We start from the raw sequence: 19,181 nt of genomic DNA, 5'->3' as shown, positions 1-19,181 counted from the left end.
AGAACATGTTTGAAAATCGAGAAAACCTGTGCGAATCCGTCATTGGGTCTATGAGCCCTAAAACAACATGGCAAGATGAAGTCTTTCTTGCTGAAAGTTGTAAAGAACGTTTTTTGACCACCGAAGACATCCCTGAATTACAAGCATGCGGTGTTCATATGGCTGGTATGGCTAAGCTATTTGATGGCTACCGGATTGAGCGTGAATCAGTGTCTGTTCATACTTTTGTATTTACTCAAGAAGGCAGTGGCATTTTAACTACCTCTACATTTGTTGCTGAAATTGAGCCATATACTTTAGTTGTTTTACCAGCAGGGACTTCTTTCCGATTTGAACTTAATCCACAGCAGAACTATTGGAAAATGGCTTGGATGCTGATCCCTGACACTCCACAATGGCAACATATGGCAGGTTTAGGACAAGCGATAGTGCCGTTTGGAGAGTGCGAGCAAGTGTGGTCTTTATTGAATTTGTTGTATTTTGAGATTGGTGGTCGTGCGAGTTTTAGAAAACTGCTTTCGAGTGAAATTGTACGCTTGCTAACTGGGTTTGAACCGAAATCGACTAATACTACGTCACGTGTACAAGCTTTATATAATGAAATTGAAAGCAGCTTACATTTAAATTGGACTGTGGCAGAAATGGCAAAGCGAGTATTCGTTAGTGAAGAGCAGCTAAATAGAGTGACCAAATCGTTGTTCCAATTGTCACCTAGAAGTAAGCTCATTCATTTGAGGATGGATAAAGCCGTGAGCTTATTGCATCACCAAGAATGGTCAGTAACTATGATTTCTCATCGATTAGGTTATAAAGACCCATACAATTTCTCGCATCGTTTCAAGAAGCATTTTGGGCAATCTCCTAGTCAATATAGAAAATCATTGCGTCACTAGATGAATGAATTTTAAAGGCTATATTGGAACTTAGAACTTAGAACTTAGAGCTTAGAACGTAAGCACGACATTTAGCTTATCGTTTGGAAAGCATGCTTAAGTTTCTCGGTCTTCTTATTAAGAGATGGAATATCGATAAGGTGAATACTGCCACGTTCTAAACTTATTTCATTAGCAGCTTCTAAGCTTTTAAGAACTTCGTTGAGCCTAGGGCGTGATATCCCGGTGATTTGGCTAAGTTGCTTTTGCGAAATATCGATTTTAATCAAACTGCCTTGCACAGCAGGTAAGCGTTTTGCTAGATCCAGCAAAGAAAATACAATTCTAGATTCACGATCGTAAAGTGAGCAAAGTTGAGATTGAAGCCAATTTTTTTGTAAGTCTAGAGTGCAATGATACAACCATCGAAACACTTCGTCGTTGGAGCTAGCCAGACGGTCAATTTTTTCTTTTGGGAAATAAAGGATCGTGCAAGGTAGAATCTCATCAATTGTCGCGTTTAAAGATAAGCTATTGTATATCACACCACCACCAGCCCAAGTATTTGCACTAAGTAGCGTGGCGTTCATCGTATTTGTATTTTCAGAAGCAAAGCTAATCGACATGATCCCTTGAACGATATAAAAAACGCCATCTACACTGGAACGTTTAAACTGATTTCGGTCTGAGAGACCATGTACAGTAATGGCAGAAAGCAATAACTCATCTTTTAATGCCTGGCTTAGATTGCAAGGCCATTGGATATCGGAAGTAGAGGTTTTCAAAAGCGATCTCGATTGTATTTTTTCATAGTGTAACGTGACGAATTACGTTCTTACAATATGAATAACCTCTAACGCTAAAATCGGCAGACAAAGTGCTATCGAAACGATCAAGTGGCTGCTGCTAAAATACTTAGACATAGGTATTTTGGTATAGGTACTTAAATATAGGTATTTAGGCAGTAGCTACTTAGTCATAGGTACTTAAATAGATGCACTTTTACATTGCGAAGGCTTATTAAAATGTTTGAAGCAAAATTGAACAAAGTCATTACTACTTTTAGGCTTCGCGAGAAAGTACCCTTGTAAAACATCACAACCAAGTTGAGCAAGCCTACGAGCTTGAACTTGGCTTTCTACACCTTCTGCAACCACTCTTAAATCTAAGCTCTTACTTAAAGCAATTACACACTGTACAGCCGCTAAGTGTTTATTGTTTTTCAGCATTTTACTAACAAAAAGTTGATCGATTTTAAGCTCAGTAAATGGGCTGGAAATTAATTGGCTTAATGATGAGTGACCAGTACCAAAGTCATCTATAGAAATGTTCACTCCACGGATGCGTAATCGGCTGGTATTTTCAAGTGTTCGAGCTAAATCAGACGCTAGTTCAGTTTCAGTCACCTCAATCGTTAATTTATGAGGCGGGAAACGTACTTCATCAGCAATTTGTAAAACGCGGTTAGCAAAATCAGGTTGAATTAGATCGGTAGGCGTTACGTTTACCGATATATTCAAAGACCACCCCTTGTTATGCCAACTTGCGGCAGTTTCAATGGACTTCCTTAGCATATGACAGGTCATCTGATAGCTTAAACCCATATCTATCAATTTGTCTAAGAAGTGAATAGGAGTCAGCATTCCAAATTTTGGGTGGTTCCAGCGTATCAAGGCTTCAGCACCGATTAACGTACCACAGCGAGCATCAAAGTGAGCTTGGTAATGAGGTTCAAACTGATCACTTCTTAGTGCATGTCTTATCTCTTCTTCCGTTACAGAAATAATTTGTGAATGCTTGCTTTGAGCTATGGATGTGTCTTTTTGTACCCAAGTGAGAAGTTCAGTAACTTGCTCTCGTTTAAGAGGCTTAATTAAATTGGCGACTTTTTTTAACCCGCATGATTTCGACATTTCAATTACAGCGGCTTGTACATCACTGGCAGCACTACTGGTGAAAACGACGGTCGTCTGTATTCCTGAATCAGCTAAGACTCTTACGAATTCTACGCCATCCATTTCGGGCATATAAAGATCACAGAAGATCAAATCAGGCTTTTGTTTCTTTACCGCTTCAAACCCTTTTTTTCCATTGTTCGCAGTCACTATGGTGGCACTTGTGATTGAAGAGAGCATCGAATGCAAAATTTTACTTTGGAATGCATCATCTTCAATGATGAGAATATTACCAATATCCATTAAGAGACCATGCTAGCAGTCATAGCTAGATCCTTGTAATCCAATTGTTGAGCTAGAACTCGGCTTTGTGCCGAAAACTCCTTGCTTTTGATGAAATCAGTGTCGTGAAGCTGATCACGGCATCTAATCGCTAAATGGATAACGTCACGTTTACTCCAATTGTTGGGCCAAGCTCGAGTTAACACACCAAATAAGAGTTTAGGTACTTCGTTATCAGTAAATTGTGTATCCAATGAGTGAGCAAGCATTGTCGATGCTTTCTCAAAGCTTTTCTGTTCGATCAATGTGAGAGCATCGCGTTTAAGTTTGATCGAATTTTCTCGCGATCTTTGAACTTTGTTTCGCCACTGTGATAGATAAGCTAACAAAGCTTTGTCTTGAGTGGTGAAGGGCTCTTTTTTAAGTGATATGTTAATTTGTTCGCTTAAGCGCTGGTATTCAGACTGATGACCTAATAATAAATATACGCGTGAAAGTTCAATTTTTTCGAGAAGGCTTGGCTGATAACCTTCAATGTTTGCAATGTAGGTTTTGTATTCTTGCAGTAAAGCTCGCCCTTTCATTGGATCACTTTTTAGAATATTACCGCGAGAAAAAAGCAATAACTCCATTGCTTTGTAAGCTGTTCTCGGGAATTTGGCACGCCAACTTTCTGCCCATTTCCCTAAAACAGATAAGTGCGTTAATCGCTGTTCTCTAGTGGCAAACTGAGCCTGGTCTAGAACTAGTTGCGCACCTAGCTGATACATATCCAAAGTTTCTCTAAATGAATGCCGAGATTCTAAGATCATCGACTTCGTACTAGAGATAGCATTAGGTAAATTAAACATTGCCATGTTGAGGTTTACTTTTAAGCGATGCCTTTCAATAACCTTGGGGGAAATGGCAATCGCACGGTCGATGTCCTTTAACGCAAGGTCAAATTGAATTTGAGCTACATTTAGCTCTGCACTGAGTTGTGCGGCAGAAGCTGCATGGAAAGGGTCTTTTTGTAGTGGTTTGAGTAAGAACAAGCCTTGTTTATATTGCCTTTGCTTAAGTGCAATACGAGCCAAATTAAGGACCACTTTTCCATTTTCCACACTGCCTTGTAAATTGATTAGCACATTACGTGCATCATCATATTGACCAAGTTCTATAAGTGCTTCTGCTTTTATGCGTTGAGCATGAACAATGATGCCATCGTCTTGATAAAACGCTTCATCGACCATCGTTATAACGGCTTGGTAGTCTTTTTTAGCAAAGTAAATCAGAAGGTCGGAAAGTTCGCGTTTTTTACGAACAAACCCAGAAAGACGTTCTTTTAAAGTCGTGTAATTGAGTGGTTTAAGAAGGTAACCATCTGGGCTTAATTCCATAAACCCTCGCACGACTTCAGCTGTAGCATCGCCAGTTACAATGATATTAGCGCAGTCTGCGGCAAGTAAGCCTTTAGTCTGTAGTTCATCAATCAGCTGAAAACCATTAGCGCGATCACCTAAGTTGTAATCGAAGAAGACAAGACCATAGTGGTTATTACGGCATCGTAAAATGGCTTCTGAAGCATCTTGGGCAAAATGCAGCATTTCCGGTTGGTAACCCAGCTTTTGAAGCATACCTTTGGCGGCGGTTCTATACATTGAGCTGTCATCGACAATTAAAACTGGGCGTGAATGGTCAAGAGTGTTGAATGGCATATATAAGTCGCTATCAATTGGTACATAGCCATTATTTATAATTTTTATACAGAAGTCTGTTCCTTAAAGAACAGAACTAAGAGAAACTTGCAATTATACTGTATGCAATTCCCCCTAGGTAGCGAGTTTATAAACCTCGATGTCGAATAATATGTTTTATAGTACTTTACGCCTGAAAATTCTGCTTCTGTCTGTTTTGTCTTCATTCAATACATTCGCCCAATCAGCCTCTGATTATGAAGAAACTACCAGTAATAAAAGTACTGAACGACCATCAGAAAACTTGCTGAAAAGTAGTTCAGAGCAAGTGAGCTTGATAGAGGTCAGTTATAAGGACGTTTTTGCGGAGGAAGACTACTCAGTTGACGCGATTCTGAATAGTAAAGGAGAAGCTCACCTCAAGCGCAGTTTGACGATTGGTATTCCTCAGCCTTCTAAGACGAAGGGTTATCACGCTGATCAAGAAGATATCGCTATCTTACGTACTTTTATGAAACAGTACTGGTTGGCTTGGGGGGAGTTGTATGGGTTCGAAATAAAATTTCAGCTTTCACCGTACCAAACCTTATATTCAGAACTACTAAATGGTTCTATTGATATCCTTACAACATCAACCTACAGCAGCAATTTAACCAGTTGGGTTAAGTATAGTATCCCATACGTAGAGGCAAAAACTGCTCTGGCTAAACGTATTGGTGAAAGCATAGATGGTGGGAAGGTTGGTTTAGATTTACCCACATCGATTACCCCATTTGGTTTTAATATCAATAATGAAATTGAGATACATACAAATTCAACACCTAAAGTGCTCGATCGAGCAGATAGACTCAATTATATCTTCAGTTGGTCGGTCAAAGAACTAAAGAAAGAGTTGGCTTTTCGAGGTCTAATCGATGAGTTTTCCGTTGCATTTAATACTTCCGGGATCCCCATCCGTTCAATGACACGTTTTGAAGATGAACAGCTTATGTTGTTGATCAATAGCGGTATTCGAAAATTTTCCAAAGATAAAACTCAGCAACTGTGGCAACAGGCGACAGATAACAAGGGTCTGGTGTCTTTCGCGCCAGTTGTTGGATCTTACATACCGGAATTAACGGATAAGCAATCTAAAAAAATAGCAGAACAACCAGTGCTTACCTATGCCTATATTGTCGATGGAGAAGAACCCTATTTTATTACGGAAGATTTCCTTATAGAGGGCTATATCGTTGATGTGATGCGAAGCATCAGCCTAAAGCTTGGTCTGACATTTAAAGCCAAACCGTATCACTCATTTCAGGAAGCCATGGATGCGGTAAAGAATCGTGAAGTAGACATGTTTCCTGGCGTATATAGAACTGAACAGCGACTCAGTAGCTTAGAATTTACCACTGACATAGACAGAACTTTGCTTGCCATCGCGAGTGAAGAAAATTACTACACTATTAGGCAATTGAAAGGTAAACGTTTAGCGTTAGTCCGTGGATTATATGAAAACGAACTGTTGGCTGATTTGTTGCCTGTTAATCCAATCATTTATTTGGACACAGCAGAAGATGCGATGCGTGCAGTGGCAGAAGGCCGTGCTGATGCTTATGTGGGTAAGTTACTCAATAGCGCGTATTTAGTGAATAAGCACAAGCTATTTACTCTTAACCTTCATAAAGCTGAAGACTTTGATGTTGAGTTCTGGCCGAGGATTGCTTTACCTAAAATGGAAACGGACTGGGTTGAATTACTCAATGTCGGTATTTTCAATTTAGGGGATAAATTCCAACAAGATCTTCAAGTTAAATGGAAAGAACATATTGTATTTAGCCAAGAAGGGGAGCGTGTTCAAGCCTTATACCAACAAGTTGTCATCGCAAGTGGAATACTTATTGTTTTCTTATTGATGTGTTTTTTATTTTACCGACATCAATTAGGAAGAAGGAAAGACATTCAGGCAACTCTTGAAAGAGCACTGCAAGAAGCTGAGTTAGCAAAGAAAGAGGCGGAGGAACTGACTCTTGCTAAATCAGACTTTCTAGCACGTATGAGTCATGAGATTAGAACTCCGATGAATGGTGTTCTAGGAATGGCCGAAGCCTTGTCTTTTACTAAACTTAGTAGTGAACAAGAAGATCTGTTACAAACCCTAAACGGATCCGCTCGTAACTTAATGGCACTTCTTAATGACGTACTAGATTTTTCAAAAATGGATGCAGGTAAACTGACGCTCGAGAGTGTTAACTGTGAGCTAAATTCATTGATGACGAGTGTGATTGGTAACTTTAAACATAAAGCTACTGCTAAAGATCTTTCCATTAATAGCCGAATAGACTCTCAAATTGGTCGCGTTTACATGTGCGATTCAACTCGTCTAATGCAAGTACTCAATAATCTGGTTTCTAATTCAGTAAAGTTTACCCAAGAAGGGTTTGTTGAACTAAGCGCCCAGCTTATTGCGTCCGATTATAAACAAACGGACGATGGGACATTATATGACCTAATTGGTTTTCAAGTTAGAGACAGCGGTATAGGCATCGCTAAACATAAGCAAAGCTCTTTGTTTGATCCTTTTGTTCAGGCTGATGGTGATATTACTCGACGTTTTGGTGGTACAGGGCTTGGTCTTAGTATCTGTAGTGAGATTGTGACTGAAATGGGGGGAGAGATCCGTGTGTCTTCTGTGATTGGACATGGGAGCTTATTCAGCATCACTTTACCTATGCCAGTAGGTAAAAGCGAAGATATTGTTATTCAAGATAAAGCCATTAGTGAGATGCCCTCTGGCAATCAATTGAATAAGCTAAGGGTTCTGTTCGCAGAAGATAATGAAGTGAATAGGAAAGTAATTGGCGGGCAATTAAAGCGCCTTGGCGTTAGCTTTGATACTGCTGAAAATGGACTTATTGCTTATAATAAATTCCTTTCGAATGCATCTTATGATGTCATTCTTTCTGATTGCCATATGCCTGAAATGGATGGTTTTACATTGGCGACTAAGATCTCTACTGAATTTCCAGAAGATAAACCCCATCTTATTGCCATTACTGCAGATGCGTTAAGCGGTGCAGCTAAACGTTGTATTACTGCAGGGTTTGATGACTACATCTCTAAACCATGCCCACTTGATGTTCTTGAAAGTAAGCTGATACAAATTGCAGGTAAGCATTATGTGGCTGAATCTGATTTTGATGGTAATGAAAATTCGCTGGTGGCTTGGTTGGATGCAAATAGCTTCGAAGCCGATAATTTGGATGATGAATGTGTCGAAGATATTTTCTCGGTTAATGATGTTCAGGAGCCAATAATCAAACCAGTTAATACCGTTGATGAAAGCGATTCATTAGATTGGTTAAGCGAGATGGAGAGTGATTCAGATGAAAAAGAGGATAATGATTTCCTCTTATCCAAAGAAAATTTAGCGGACGGTGGCAAAGAATCTAATAAGCTTGTTAATAATAGGCTTGTTAATAATAGGCTTGTTAACGGATCAGTAAATCATGAATCTAAGCCAAATTTAGCTGAGGAGCTTGAGATAGATGCAATCCAATGGAGTGAAATAGAAGAGTCACACATGGATGAGTTAAATCAGGCTCTATTTCCCTTGGAGAAGTCACAAGGTAACTTACCTGAGACTGGGTACTTTACCGATGTTATTTATGAAGAAAGTCAAATCGACAATGGTCCAAATAACAATGAAGATTCAGATAGCGCCAATTCTCCAAATAGCATTAACGACCCACATAGCGTTCAGCAAGAAACAGAATACCATTTGAATGACCTCACTGATGCTGAGCTATTTGAAAAAGAAATGGAGCAGTTTGAGTTGGCGGTTCAGCAGTCAGAAATAAACTCAAATGCCCCTGAATCTTTAATGGAATCGGCAATTTTACAAGCTGAACAAGATTTATTCGAGTCATACCAATCAAGGAGCACCTTAGGTTCCAATGATTTTATTGAATCTAATTTTGAATTCACAACTGATAAATTTGATGCCCCTTTAAGCGAACTCGCTGGACTTGAACTAACAGAAGAACAAACTTCACCCAATGAATTGATATTGCCTGCATTTGAAGCATTTAATGTAGACCATGTGTTATCTATGAGCGGTGAAGATCAAGATATAGCCTTAGATATTCTCGATACCTTCATTAAAAACTACAAAAACGACATTCAAGAACTTGAAGCTACTGGTGCAATTCAAGATGCATTAGCCATTAAAGATACCGCACATCGCATTAAAGGTAGTGCGCTTTATTTAGGTAATGATCCACTATCTACGGTTGCAAAGGATATTGAAAAGAACGCTTTAAAAAATGACTTAACTTACAGTCATGAACGCATTGAGTTTGTGACTAAAGGGTTAACGATTCTTGGACAAGAAATCGAACAATATTGCGAAGGAATAAGAAGTCCAAACCATTCAGTAATGAGCTAATCTAAAGTGATAAATATATCTTCTATGAAGCGATTGCTAAAAGCAGCAGTCGCCATCAATTGCTTTTTTGCTACTTTAATTGCATGTCTTGTTGGTGCGTTTTCGTTAAATATCGAACGAAACTTTTGGCAAGAAAATTTAGTCGAAGATTACAAAAATCTAGCCGTTACCCATTTTTCTGATGAATTTAAAGATCTAAATTTGGCGACGGAAGAACTTGCAAAAAATGCAGTTATTTCTGAATTTATACAGGTAAATCATATCAATAAAAAACACGTTTCTATTGATAATGAAATACAGAAAAGTGACCAGTTTTCTACCTTAATTATTCAAAACACCATTGGACAGTTTGTTTATACAAACACAAAAAGTAAAACAAGCTCAATTAACGGGCTAAAGAGGTTACATGAACCTCATACGCAAATGGTTTTTACTCCAGTGAAAAATCTTGGCGTAGACTTTATTGATGGTCGAATTTTCATGTTTGTAAGTGTCCCTATTGTTGGAGAATCCTCCGTAAGACCTACAGGCTTGGTTACTACGCTTCGAGAGGTGAATTCTGAGCTACTAAGAGAATTAAGTGAGAAGATCGGTCGTGAATTCAACTTTCACTACACATCAGCAGGAATGCGATTAACTCAAATTAGTTATTCTCATGGTTTTAAAGTGGATTTGCACCGAATAACAAATGGTGAACATTCATTCGATGCGGAATATAAAATTACATTGCCAGACGGACGTGTCCAGCCCGCAAATTTTGTTATCACCTTTGATCTAATGTCTTATCAGCATTTTGACCCTAGGTACTTACTTTTTGGTGTCGCACTCACTGTACCTTTGATTACGTTTGTACTTTGGCTTGGTTTTTCAACTAAGGTTATTACCCCTATGGCAAAACTTATTGATTATGTAACCGATGAAGGGACATACAATGAGGCACGAGTAGATACAACGTCATCGCATGAATTGCCGGAAGAGCTGAAGCTGATCCATCATCGTTTTAAGAAGGTGTATTTTAATATGTCTCGGCAGAATCAATTTAGCCAAGTATTGGTTGATGCGATTGGAGATATTATTATCACCGTCGATATTGAGGGTAAGATTTGTTATGCCAATCCAGCCGCGAGGCAATGGTTTAATGTGTGCGAAAGTATTTTGTTTGGTCAGCCACTAGAGCTGTTTACGAGTAATATTAATCATGAAAGCCCAGACGTGGCGACTTGGTTATATACTAGCAACGTCAATAAAGAACGGATTCAGTGTGAAGCCGAATTGGTTAATATTATTAGTAAGACGTTTGCTTATCCTGCCGATGTTATTGTTCAGCCGATCAATATTTTAAAATCAGATAGTGAGTTTGAGAGTATTGATGGAAGTTCTTCGACAGTGGTTGTGATAAGAATTAAAGACACCATTCCACTTGATAAGTACATCTCATAAATAAGGAGAGCGTTGGCTCTCCTTATTTCCTTTAAAACATCGGGTTGTAAAAAAATTAACTAAGTAAAACATGAGTGAGTTAAACACGCCGTTCAATCAATACTTTTACTGACTGGTTCTCGTTCTACTTTACTCACCAGCAATTTGTAGGTGTGAGCCTTTAAGGCTAGCAATAAACATATAGATTGTCGTTGCTAGTAACGAAGCGAACAGATAAGTAAATAACCCCGATTGTGAACCCATGAAGCTGTCTGCAATAATAGGACCTGCCACAGAACCTATACTGTAGCAAAACAGCATAATCTGAGTGACCGAAACCAAGTAGCTTGCATCCATGTTTCGGCAACCTAAGTTGATTGCAATTGGGTACAAAGCAAAAGTTGCCATGCCTAAAATAAACAAACTGCTCGCCATCACGTAAAAATCTTGGCTTAAGGTGATTAATGCAATGCTTGCTACACCTAACAGGCAGAACAAAGCCATCAGCAATACTTGACCAATCATTCGAGATAACCAAGTAACAATCGGTTGTACAGCCATTCCACCCATAATAATCAATGCCATTAAGCCGCCAATGTCATCGTGGCTAATATTACGGTTTGAAAGCTCAACAGGCATCAAGCCATAAATTGCGCCAAGAGTAAGCCCTGAAACAATGCACCCAATTAAAGCGCTGTGACTTAAATTCGTGATTTGTTTGAAAGACAAACTTTGCGAGTGGCTTGATGCAGGTGCAGCAACATTGCCAAACAGTAATACGATAACAGCACTGAATAAGAGTGTGAAAATAGCAATAAAAGGTACACCGCCTATAACGCCTAATACACCAATACCCAATTGACCCAGTGCAGAGCCGCCATATAGAGAGCACATGTAAATTGCTAAGCGTTTTGCTCGTTGCGATTCTTCACCGCTCATCAACCAAGACTCTACGACAACAAAAATACCCGCAACGGCAATACCAGCAACAAAACGTGCGACTAGCCAAACTTGGCTAATAGGTATTAACGGAAGTATAAGTACGGTACCAATGAATACTGATAAGCAAAGTACGAAAGCATTACGATGCCCGTAATGAGCAACAACACGTTCGATAATAAGAGTACCAACCAGTAAGCCTGCATAAAATGCACTCGCTAACCAACTCGATAGCGTACTTTCTAGCCCATAGTCAGACAGCATTAATGAAAGTGAACTCATTAAGTAGCCAGAAGCAATAGCGTAAAGTGACAGCGCAATAACAGGAACTGTTATACGAGCGATAGGTTGAGTGTTTTCCAATGCAGGAGTCTCCAAGGTCGTGTGGAAGATGAATTTTCCGCGACTATGGAGGAGAAAGTGAGATGGGTAAAACGAATAAAAATAGTCGTGACGATAAAGAAAGTTTATCGCCACTGTGGTGTAAAATTATCTATTTTAAAATGAGATGATTTTAGATTCTTATTTAGTTAAAGCTTGATTAAGCCATTGATCAAACTGTGATTTAGGTAGTGCGCCATTAATGCTATCAACACGTTTACCATTCTTGAATACCATAACGGTTGGTATACTGCGAATTTGATATTGCGCGGCAAGTTGTTGCTGAGCTTCAGTATCAATCTTAACGAATCGGACAGCACCGGCACGTTCAGTTGCCACATCACTGAATACTGGCGCAAAACCAACACATGGATTACACCATGTAGCCCAAAAGTCGATAACAACAGGTTGAGAGCTGTTTAAAATCGCAGGTAGGTTTAAAACGGTACCTTCGACTGGTGAGCCGTCTAGTAGTGAGCTTTTGCATTTTCCACAGGTTGGGCTTTCTGTGATTCTTTCTGATGGAACGCGGTTGACACCTTGGCAAGAAGGGCAACGAGTATTAAATGTAGACATAACTTTCTCTTTTTATTATCAGTTCGTAGAATGCCCGATTTACGGCAGTGGTACGAAATGTTTATACTGTTTCAAACAGCCTTACGATACTTAAATAAAAACAAACAATAAATAGGTAAATGATGACAAATTATTATGCTGAAATTACAGGCTGGGGGAAATGCTTGCCACCAGCTGTACTTTCAAACGATGACCTAAGCACTTTTATTGACACTTCAGATGAGTGGATAAAAACTCGAACAGGTATCGAAAATCGTCGCATTAGCCATGTGAATACTTCTGAGCTTGCAACTGTGGCAGCAAAGCATGCAATGGCATGTGCTGGTCTAACAGCCGAAGATATCGATTTGATCATTATTGCGACTTGCAGTCCTGATTCTCTGATCCCTAACACCGCATCTAAAGTACAACAAAACCTTGGCATTAAAGGGGCTGCTGCCTTTGATTTAAATGCAGCTTGTACTGGCTTTATCTATGGATTGGAAACGGCGACTCGATTGATTCAGTCAGGTAACTACCGTAATACCATCGTGATTGGCGCAGAAAGACTGTCTTTCTTCATTGATTGGACTAAACGTGATACTGCCGTGCTATTTGGTGATGGAGCAGGGGCGGTTGTATTGTCTCGTACAGAAAGCCAAGTGGGTTTACAGCATGCTCAGATTGGTTGTGATGCAGAAGGTCGTGACATTCTTGCGGTACCAAAGTTTGGTACATCTATGGATCGATTTGCTGCTGACAATGGGTATTGGGACTTTGACTTTGTCGGTAAAGAGATTTTCAAACGTGCAGTAAAAGGGATGGGAGCAGCTGCTCATACTGTTCTGAGCCGTACCGGTTTGTCCACTGATAATATTGATGTGGTTATTCCACACCAAGCAAACATTCGCATTATTCAAACTCTGTGTGATATGGCAGGGATCGAACGCGATAAAGCATTTGTGAATATTCAGAAATACGGTAATACATCTGCTGCTACTGTGCCTATCGCTTTATGTGAGTCACTAGAGCAGGGCGTTGTAAAGCCAAATTCTAACCTTTTGGTTGCTGCTTTTGGTGCTGGTTTAACGTGGGGCGCTGGTCATATAAAATGGGGTGAAAGAGTCACTGCTATTGGCAGCTCAGATGCAAGCTTACCTGAATTAGATCAAACGGCTCTAGAGCTACTAGAAAATGCAATTTTACACTGTAAAGAGCGCCCAAACGAGGTTAAGTAATCATTCATTCTTGAACTTTCTTAGGTCAAAACATTGTTTCTGGAAAAACTATCGCTTTGAGTAAGAAGGATGCATATCGAGCATGAAGGTTACATCTAGTTTAACATCGTACATATAAACTTTAATTAAGGGACTACATACAGTCCCTTTTGCTTTTCTGATAGGAAGCTACGTGAAAAAAGTATTAGCAATTGGCTATGTTTGGCCTGAACCGAACTCTTCAGCTGCGGGCAGCCACATGTTGTCACTGTTACGTTTATTTAGACGTCAAGGTTGGGAAGTTGAATTTGCTACGCCTTCTCAAGAAACAGAGCACATGATAGATCTTAGTGCTGAAGGTATTACCAGCAAAGCTATCGAGCTTAATTGCGACAGCTTTGATGAGTATATTTCCGAGTTACAACCAGATATCGTCATGTTTGATCGGTTTATGATGGAAGAGCAATTTGGTTGGCGTGTAGAAAGATCATGTCCGACTGCGTTAAAGTTGTTGGATACTGAAGACTTACAATGTTTACGAAATGCCCGTCATCAGGCTGTAAAAGCGGATAGAGAGCTGACTAAAATTGATCTCTTTGGTGATTTGGCGAAGCGAGAAATTGCTGCAATACTTCGATGCGATCTTTCGTTGATCATATCAAGCCATGAAATGAAGTTATTGGTTGATGAATTTAAGGTTGATCCATCATTGATCTACCATCTGCCATTTATGGTCGACCTTGATACATTGCCTAAAAGTACCCTCAGTTTTGAAGAGCGTCAGCACTTTATGACGATTGGCAACTTTAGGCATGCCCCAAATTGGGATGCGGTTTTGCAACTTCAACAAATCTGGCCAAAGATAAAAAAACAACTACCAGAAGCTGAGTTACACATTTACGGTTCGTATCCGCCACCAAAGGCAACTGCACTGCATAATCCCAAAACTGGCTTCCATATTAAGGGCTGGGCTAAGGATGCAGAGGAAGTCGTAGAGCAATCACGTATTTGCTTAGCACCATTACGCTTTGGAGCTGGGATAAAAGGTAAACTATTAGATGCGATGAAGGTGCAAACCCCAAGTATTACAAGTGAAATTGGTAGTGAAGGGATGCTACCCAATTCTGATTCGGTTTGGCCTGGTGCAGTTGAAAATGATTATGACGACTTTGTTTCGGCTGCGGTTGAATTGTATACCAATAAAGATAAGTGGTTAGCTGCGCAGAGCCAGTGCCATGGTTTACTAGAAGCATGTTATGAGCAGAATGCTTTAGGTAATGCTTTAATTAAAGAATTGACGCGCTTAGAAGCAACCTTAGAATCGCATCGGTTAAATAACTTCGTTGGTTCAATGCTAAAGCACCATACAATGACCAGTACTAAGTATATGTCTCAATGGATTAATGAAAAGAACAAACACAAATAGACCGATCTCTATTGGTAAGTTAAATCCAGAGCATTACTAGCGACTATTTAGCTAGTATAAAAAATAAAGCCCATCAGCCTTTCAGCTAATGGGCTTTTTATTTCTCTACGTTACTTGTATCAGCTATTACTTAGCTACATCTCGTCTAATAACTTTCATCTAGAAGCTATGTTCTCTTAAAGAGAGCTTACAGATTCTTAATATAGGTTCTTATTATGGATAATTACTATATGTGTTTAAAATCTAGAAAATTGATATGTACGGAAGCCACCAATCAAATTACGAGCTTTATAGCCATTATTCACTAACTGACGATAAGCTACGTTACCACGTAACCCAACTTGGCAATAAATGATGATCTCTTTATCTTTAGGGAGTTCAGTCATTCGCTCACGAAGTTGGTCTACAGGGATATTAACGGTGCCTTCAAGGAAATTACCGTTAGACAATTCGTTAGGGTTACGCACATCAAGCAGCAATTGGTTTTCAGACAGTTGATCAATTTGATGATAGTGGATAGGCGTTGCATCACCTTTAATAATATTGCTAGCAACAAATGCCGCTTGGTTGATTACATCCTTAGCACTTCCATAAGGTGGCGCGTAAGTCAGTTCAAGGTGCTGTAATTGCTCTACAGTCATACCTGCACGTTGAGCCACAGCTAATACATCTATTCGTTTATCGATGCCATCTTTTCCAACTGCCTGTGCCCCCAAAAGTACGCCTGAAGTCGGGTGGAACAGAATTTTTAACGATACTGTTTCAGCTCCCGGATAGTAACTGGCATGGCTTGCGGTATGTACATAGACTTTTTCATAATCAGTACTGCTTTGTATAAGTTGTTTTTCATTTTTACCCGTTGAAGCAACAGCTAAATCAAATACCTTACAAATCGCAGTACCTTGTGTGCCTTGATAACTTTCGTTTCTTCCAAATATATTGTCTGCTGCCATTCGACCTTGGCGATTGGCAGGACCCGCTAAAGGGACTAAGGTTGGTTGCTCTGTAACAAAGTCTTTTTCTTCTATGGCGTCACCAACGGCATAGATCGACGGATCACTGGTTTGTAATTGATCATTGGTTTGAATTCCGCCCAATGAACCAATGGTTAGACCTGCTTCTTTCGCGAGAGAGGTTTCTGGTCGAACACCAATCGCCATAATTAATATACCCGTTGAAATCTGCTCACCGCTACTCAGGCTTAATGTAAGATTCTGGCTTGAATTATCGAACTCGACTGCTTCAAGAGCACTGTTTAAGCGAAGAGCAATGCCTTTTTCTTTAATTTCACTATGTACGAAGCCTGCCATTTCTCTATCTACTGGAGTCATGACTTGATCAGACATTTCGATTAATGAAGTGGAAATACCGAGCTGGTGGAATGCCTCAACCATTTCTAAACCGATAAAACCACCGCCTACAACGGTCGCATGTTGCGGTTTGTTGGTGTTCAAACTTCTTAATATTTTATCCATATCAGGAATATTACGAAGTGTATGAGTGAGCGGGTTATTAATACCACTGATGTTTGGTGTAATAGGGCTCGCGCCAGGGCTTAACAGCAAAAAGTCATAACTTTCTTGGTATTCAGTTTGATCGAGAAGGTTTTTTACAGTGACAGTTTTGTTAGAGCGATTGATACTGACAACTTCATTCATCACACGCACATCAACATTGAAGCGAGCCAAGAAGCTTTGAGGTGTTTGCAGTAACAATTTACTTCGGTCTTTGATGTCACCACCAATATGGTAAGGAAGACCACAGTTAGCAAATGATACAAATTCACCACGCTCGAACATTATAATTTCAGCATCTTCGCTTAGTCTTCTTGCTCTGGCTGCTGCTGATGCTCCGCCGGCTACGCCACCAACAATCACAATCTTGGTCATTTGAATCTCCAATGGGTTAGTACTTGTCTTTAGCCACACTATAAAAACTAACATTAGAAAAGTCTAATGTTAGTTTTATTTAATTACATCTAAATTAGGATTGACTAATTTAAGTTTATTAGTAATATCTAATTTATAGTTAATTGCTCCGTAATTACATTAAAAATGAAGCAGAGGTAAATATGATTCATACAATTCCATGGCATGCACTAGTTGGAGGTATGTTACTTGGTGTATCCGCCACTATTTTATTGCTGTTTATAGGGCGTGTCGCAGGAATTAGCGGCATTGTCAGTGGGTTATTGAACCCAGTCAAAGGCGAGTCTGGTTGGCGAATTACTTTTATCGTTGGAATGATTGTCAGTGTATTTATCTTGCAACCATTCGGAGTTGAACTGCCAGTAATCGATAACAGTAATCTATTTATTGTGGCTATCGCAGGGCTACTTGTCGGGTTTGGAACCAAAATTTCGAATGGATGCACGAGTGGTCACGGAATTGTTGGCTTAGCAAGGTTTTCTAAACGTTCAATTGTTGCAACATTAACATTCATGGCTTTTGCTGCGCTGACTGTGCTAGTCACTAAAGTTACAGGAGTTATGTAATGAATGAATCAATGTATAAATCTGTTATTGGTTTAGTGTCTGGAGTTCTATTTGGTAGTGGTATGGTGATATCAGGAATGGTTGATCCGATTAACGTTCTTGGTTTCCTAGATATAACAGGGGATTGGAATCCAAGCCTTGCATTTGTCATGGGCGGTGCACTAGCAATATTTACTCCCATGTACCATCTGGTTATTAAGAAACGCAAACAGGCAGTTAATGGTGAAGGTTTCAAAATAACAACCAATCAAGTAATAGATAAAAAACTAGTTGGTGGAGCTGCACTGTTTGGGATTGGCTGGGGCTTAGCGGGTTTTTGTCCCGGTCCAGCGGTGACCAGTTTAGGTGGCGGGGCAACAAGTGTAATTTTATTTAGTATTACAATGCTCATTGGAATGAAAGCTGCTGTGGCTTTTCAAAGTAAATAATCTAAATCGAGATTAACGGTTTGTAGTGACCAATTGCACAACACTACTCACTGGGCAATGATCACTTAGTTGAAAATCTAGTACATCTTGGGTCTTAAAAAGATTCTGTTCTGCAGGTTGAAAGCTCAGTGAGTCACTCACCACAATATGATCTATAACAGAACGAAACTGGTGGATTTTGCCTTTATGTCTATTTGAGCGAATTTTACACTTAGCCTGAGTATTCTTTGTTGCTAGGGTTGCAGTGGTGTTGTCGGTTAAAATATCCCACAGCCAGTCATTGGGGTAAGCTAGGTTATGGTTGAAGTCACCTAGAATGATATAAGCATCATTATTTTCCTCTCTAGCCCTAATCCACTGATTTAACCTTTTACCTTGAGCTTTTAAACGCTGGCAATTCTTATTTCCTCTATAGGCACCACTGCAGCCAGCTTTTAAATGAATTGATAAGAGATGTACTTCGTTTCCTTCTATATCGACAGATATATAACTCGCAAATCTTAGCTTACTATTACTCTCTAGCGGGAAGTCTTCATAGTCTGTAATAGAAAGCCCTTTTCGAATCGCAAAACCAGTGTACTGGTTTACGTTACTGAATTGATGACGTCTGTTCGCGGGAATAGCACGGTCTGATAAGAGTAAATCGAACTTATTGCCGGATATTCGGCTTAGAGCTTCAATACTGTCTACTTCTTGGAAAGCGATAATATCCGAATTCAATTTATTGAAGTAATCAGAAAGCTTGTTTTCATCTGTAAATGTCCGTTGAGGAATGTTCAATTCATTAGTGGTTTTTTTGGTTAGCCACTCAATATTCCACGTTGTGATGGTCAATGGTGAAGCAAATGCTGGAATGCTAAAAAAGAAAAAAAGTGCAAGCCATTTATTTAGTTGTGTCATGCGATTTGACCATAATAGAGTTAGTAATTGATATTTAGCCTTTATCCTACAACACCTACAGAAAATTCAACTCTTTTAAGTTTTTTTTCATCAATTACATTGTTTCTTTTCAACTGAGAAGTCATGCGACAAGATCGAATTGTTATTAGTCAGCTTGTGACTATCCTTGATCTAGATCAATGCTCAAAGTCGACGGTTCTCGTTAAATACGCCACAACATCTTGTGTTAGTTCAATAATAAATAGCTCTATATAGTGTATCTGTGGAT

The 19,181-nt window shown here is 39.5% G+C and carries 14 protein-coding genes; 7 read left to right on the top strand and 7 right to left on the bottom strand.

Features of this window, described 5'->3' with window-relative positions; genetic code table 11:
* Positions 1–5: 5 nt before the first annotated feature.
* Positions 6–893, top strand: a complete 888-nt coding sequence (locus L4C37_RS19430) for a helix-turn-helix transcriptional regulator (protein ID WP_137374296.1) — start codon at positions 6–8, stop codon at positions 891–893.
* A gap of 71 nt (positions 894–964) precedes the next feature.
* On the opposite strand, the gene L4C37_RS19425 is transcribed toward L4C37_RS19430, so the two are convergent.
* From L4C37_RS19425 to L4C37_RS19415, 3 genes are all read right to left on the bottom strand, one after another.
* Positions 965–1,657, bottom strand: a complete 693-nt coding sequence (locus tag L4C37_RS19425) for a Crp/Fnr family transcriptional regulator (protein ID WP_429769518.1) — start codon at positions 1,655–1,657, stop codon at positions 965–967.
* A 201-nt stretch (positions 1,658–1,858) separates the two neighbouring features.
* Positions 1,859–3,070: a two-component system response regulator gene (locus L4C37_RS19420; protein ID WP_429769516.1), complete on the bottom strand. Its 1,212-nt coding sequence runs from the start codon at positions 3,068–3,070 to the stop codon at positions 1,859–1,861.
* Positions 3,070–4,746 carry a response regulator gene (locus tag L4C37_RS19415; protein WP_429769514.1) on the bottom strand — a complete coding sequence of 559 codons (1,677 nt, stop codon included), beginning with the start codon at positions 4,744–4,746 and terminating at the stop codon, positions 3,070–3,072. Before L4C37_RS19415 ends, L4C37_RS19420 begins: the two co-directional genes overlap by 1 nt.
* Positions 4,747–4,897: 151 nt before the next feature.
* Between L4C37_RS19415 and L4C37_RS19410 the strand changes: the two genes are divergently transcribed.
* On the top strand, positions 4,898–9,154 hold the full coding sequence (locus L4C37_RS19410) for an ATP-binding protein (protein ID WP_429769512.1): 4,257 nt from the start codon (positions 4,898–4,900) through the stop codon (positions 9,152–9,154).
* A gap of 24 nt (positions 9,155–9,178) precedes the next feature.
* Positions 9,179–10,594: a hypothetical protein gene (locus L4C37_RS19405; protein WP_429769510.1), complete on the top strand. Its 1,416-nt coding sequence runs from the start codon at positions 9,179–9,181 to the stop codon at positions 10,592–10,594.
* A 129-nt stretch (positions 10,595–10,723) separates the two neighbouring features.
* On the opposite strand, the gene L4C37_RS19400 is transcribed toward L4C37_RS19405, so the two are convergent.
* Complete coding sequence (locus tag L4C37_RS19400; protein WP_137374290.1) at positions 10,724–11,875, bottom strand: MFS transporter; 1,152 nt, start codon at positions 11,873–11,875, stop codon at positions 10,724–10,726.
* Between the two features lie 159 nt (positions 11,876–12,034).
* Positions 12,035–12,469, bottom strand: coding sequence for a thioredoxin TrxC (gene trxC / locus L4C37_RS19395; protein WP_429769508.1), 435 nt, complete (start codon positions 12,467–12,469; stop codon positions 12,035–12,037).
* Between the two features lie 122 nt (positions 12,470–12,591).
* Here trxC and L4C37_RS19390 point away from each other — a divergent pair, with 122 nt between their 5' ends.
* Positions 12,592–13,686 carry a ketoacyl-ACP synthase III gene (locus L4C37_RS19390; protein ID WP_429769565.1) on the top strand — a complete coding sequence of 365 codons (1,095 nt, stop codon included), beginning with the start codon at positions 12,592–12,594 and terminating at the stop codon, positions 13,684–13,686.
* A gap of 172 nt (positions 13,687–13,858) precedes the next feature.
* The gene (locus tag L4C37_RS19385; RefSeq protein ID WP_429769506.1) at positions 13,859–15,091 is read left to right on the top strand and encodes a glycosyltransferase; all 1,233 of its coding nucleotides are present in this window, start codon (positions 13,859–13,861) and stop codon (positions 15,089–15,091) included.
* Positions 15,092–15,327: 236 nt separating this feature from the next.
* On the opposite strand, the gene L4C37_RS19380 is transcribed toward L4C37_RS19385, so the two are convergent.
* Positions 15,328–16,980: an FAD-dependent oxidoreductase gene (locus L4C37_RS19380; protein WP_429769504.1), complete on the bottom strand. Its 1,653-nt coding sequence runs from the start codon at positions 16,978–16,980 to the stop codon at positions 15,328–15,330.
* Between the two features lie 182 nt (positions 16,981–17,162).
* On the opposite strand from L4C37_RS19380, the gene L4C37_RS19375 reads away from it, so the two are divergent.
* Both L4C37_RS19375 and L4C37_RS19370 read left to right on the top strand, forming a co-directional pair.
* Positions 17,163–17,585 (top strand): YeeE/YedE family protein, encoded by a 423-nt coding sequence (locus L4C37_RS19375; RefSeq protein WP_429769503.1) that lies wholly within the window; start codon positions 17,163–17,165, stop codon positions 17,583–17,585.
* Complete coding sequence (locus L4C37_RS19370) at positions 17,585–18,013, top strand: DUF6691 family protein (RefSeq protein ID WP_372265848.1); 429 nt, start codon at positions 17,585–17,587, stop codon at positions 18,011–18,013. Before L4C37_RS19375 ends, L4C37_RS19370 begins: the two co-directional genes overlap by 1 nt.
* Positions 18,014–18,025: 12 nt before the next feature.
* Here L4C37_RS19370 and L4C37_RS19365 read toward each other — a convergent pair whose 3' ends face one another.
* Positions 18,026–18,913 carry an endonuclease/exonuclease/phosphatase family protein gene (locus tag L4C37_RS19365; RefSeq protein ID WP_429769501.1) on the bottom strand — a complete coding sequence of 296 codons (888 nt, stop codon included), beginning with the start codon at positions 18,911–18,913 and terminating at the stop codon, positions 18,026–18,028.
* Between the last annotated feature and the right edge of the window lie 268 nt (positions 18,914–19,181).

It is taken from the genome of Vibrio kagoshimensis (assembly GCF_050337535.1).
Lineage (GTDB): Bacteria > Pseudomonadota > Gammaproteobacteria > Enterobacterales > Vibrionaceae > Vibrio > Vibrio gallaecicus.
Note: the sequence above shows the minus strand (reverse complement) of the source record. Positions and strands in the feature narration are given on the sequence as shown.

Bases quoted from the DNA above. Each gene is read 5' to 3' on its own strand.
- L4C37_RS19430 (WP_137374296.1), top strand. From the start codon at position 6: ATGTTTGAAAATCGAGAAAACCTGTGCGAATCCGTCATTGGGTCTATG.
- L4C37_RS19420 (WP_429769516.1), bottom strand. From the start codon at position 3,070: ATGGATATTGGTAATATTCTCATCATTGAAGATGATGCATTCCAAAGT.
- L4C37_RS19415 (WP_429769514.1), bottom strand. From the start codon at position 4,746: ATGCCATTCAACACTCTTGACCATTCACGCCCAGTTTTAATTGTCGAT.
- L4C37_RS19410 (WP_429769512.1), top strand. From the start codon at position 4,898: ATGTTTTATAGTACTTTACGCCTGAAAATTCTGCTTCTGTCTGTTTTG.
- L4C37_RS19405 (WP_429769510.1), top strand. From the start codon at position 9,179: ATGAAGCGATTGCTAAAAGCAGCAGTCGCCATCAATTGCTTTTTTGCT.
- trxC (WP_429769508.1), bottom strand. From the start codon at position 12,469: ATGTCTACATTTAATACTCGTTGCCCTTCTTGCCAAGGTGTCAACCGC.
- L4C37_RS19390 (WP_429769565.1), top strand. From the start codon at position 12,592: ATGACAAATTATTATGCTGAAATTACAGGCTGGGGGAAATGCTTGCCA.
- L4C37_RS19380 (WP_429769504.1), bottom strand. From the start codon at position 16,980: ATGACCAAGATTGTGATTGTTGGTGGCGTAGCCGGCGGAGCATCAGCA.
- L4C37_RS19375 (WP_429769503.1), top strand. From the start codon at position 17,163: ATGATTCATACAATTCCATGGCATGCACTAGTTGGAGGTATGTTACTT.
- L4C37_RS19370 (WP_372265848.1), top strand. From the start codon at position 17,585: ATGAATGAATCAATGTATAAATCTGTTATTGGTTTAGTGTCTGGAGTT.
- L4C37_RS19365 (WP_429769501.1), bottom strand. From the start codon at position 18,913: ATGACACAACTAAATAAATGGCTTGCACTTTTTTTCTTTTTTAGCATT.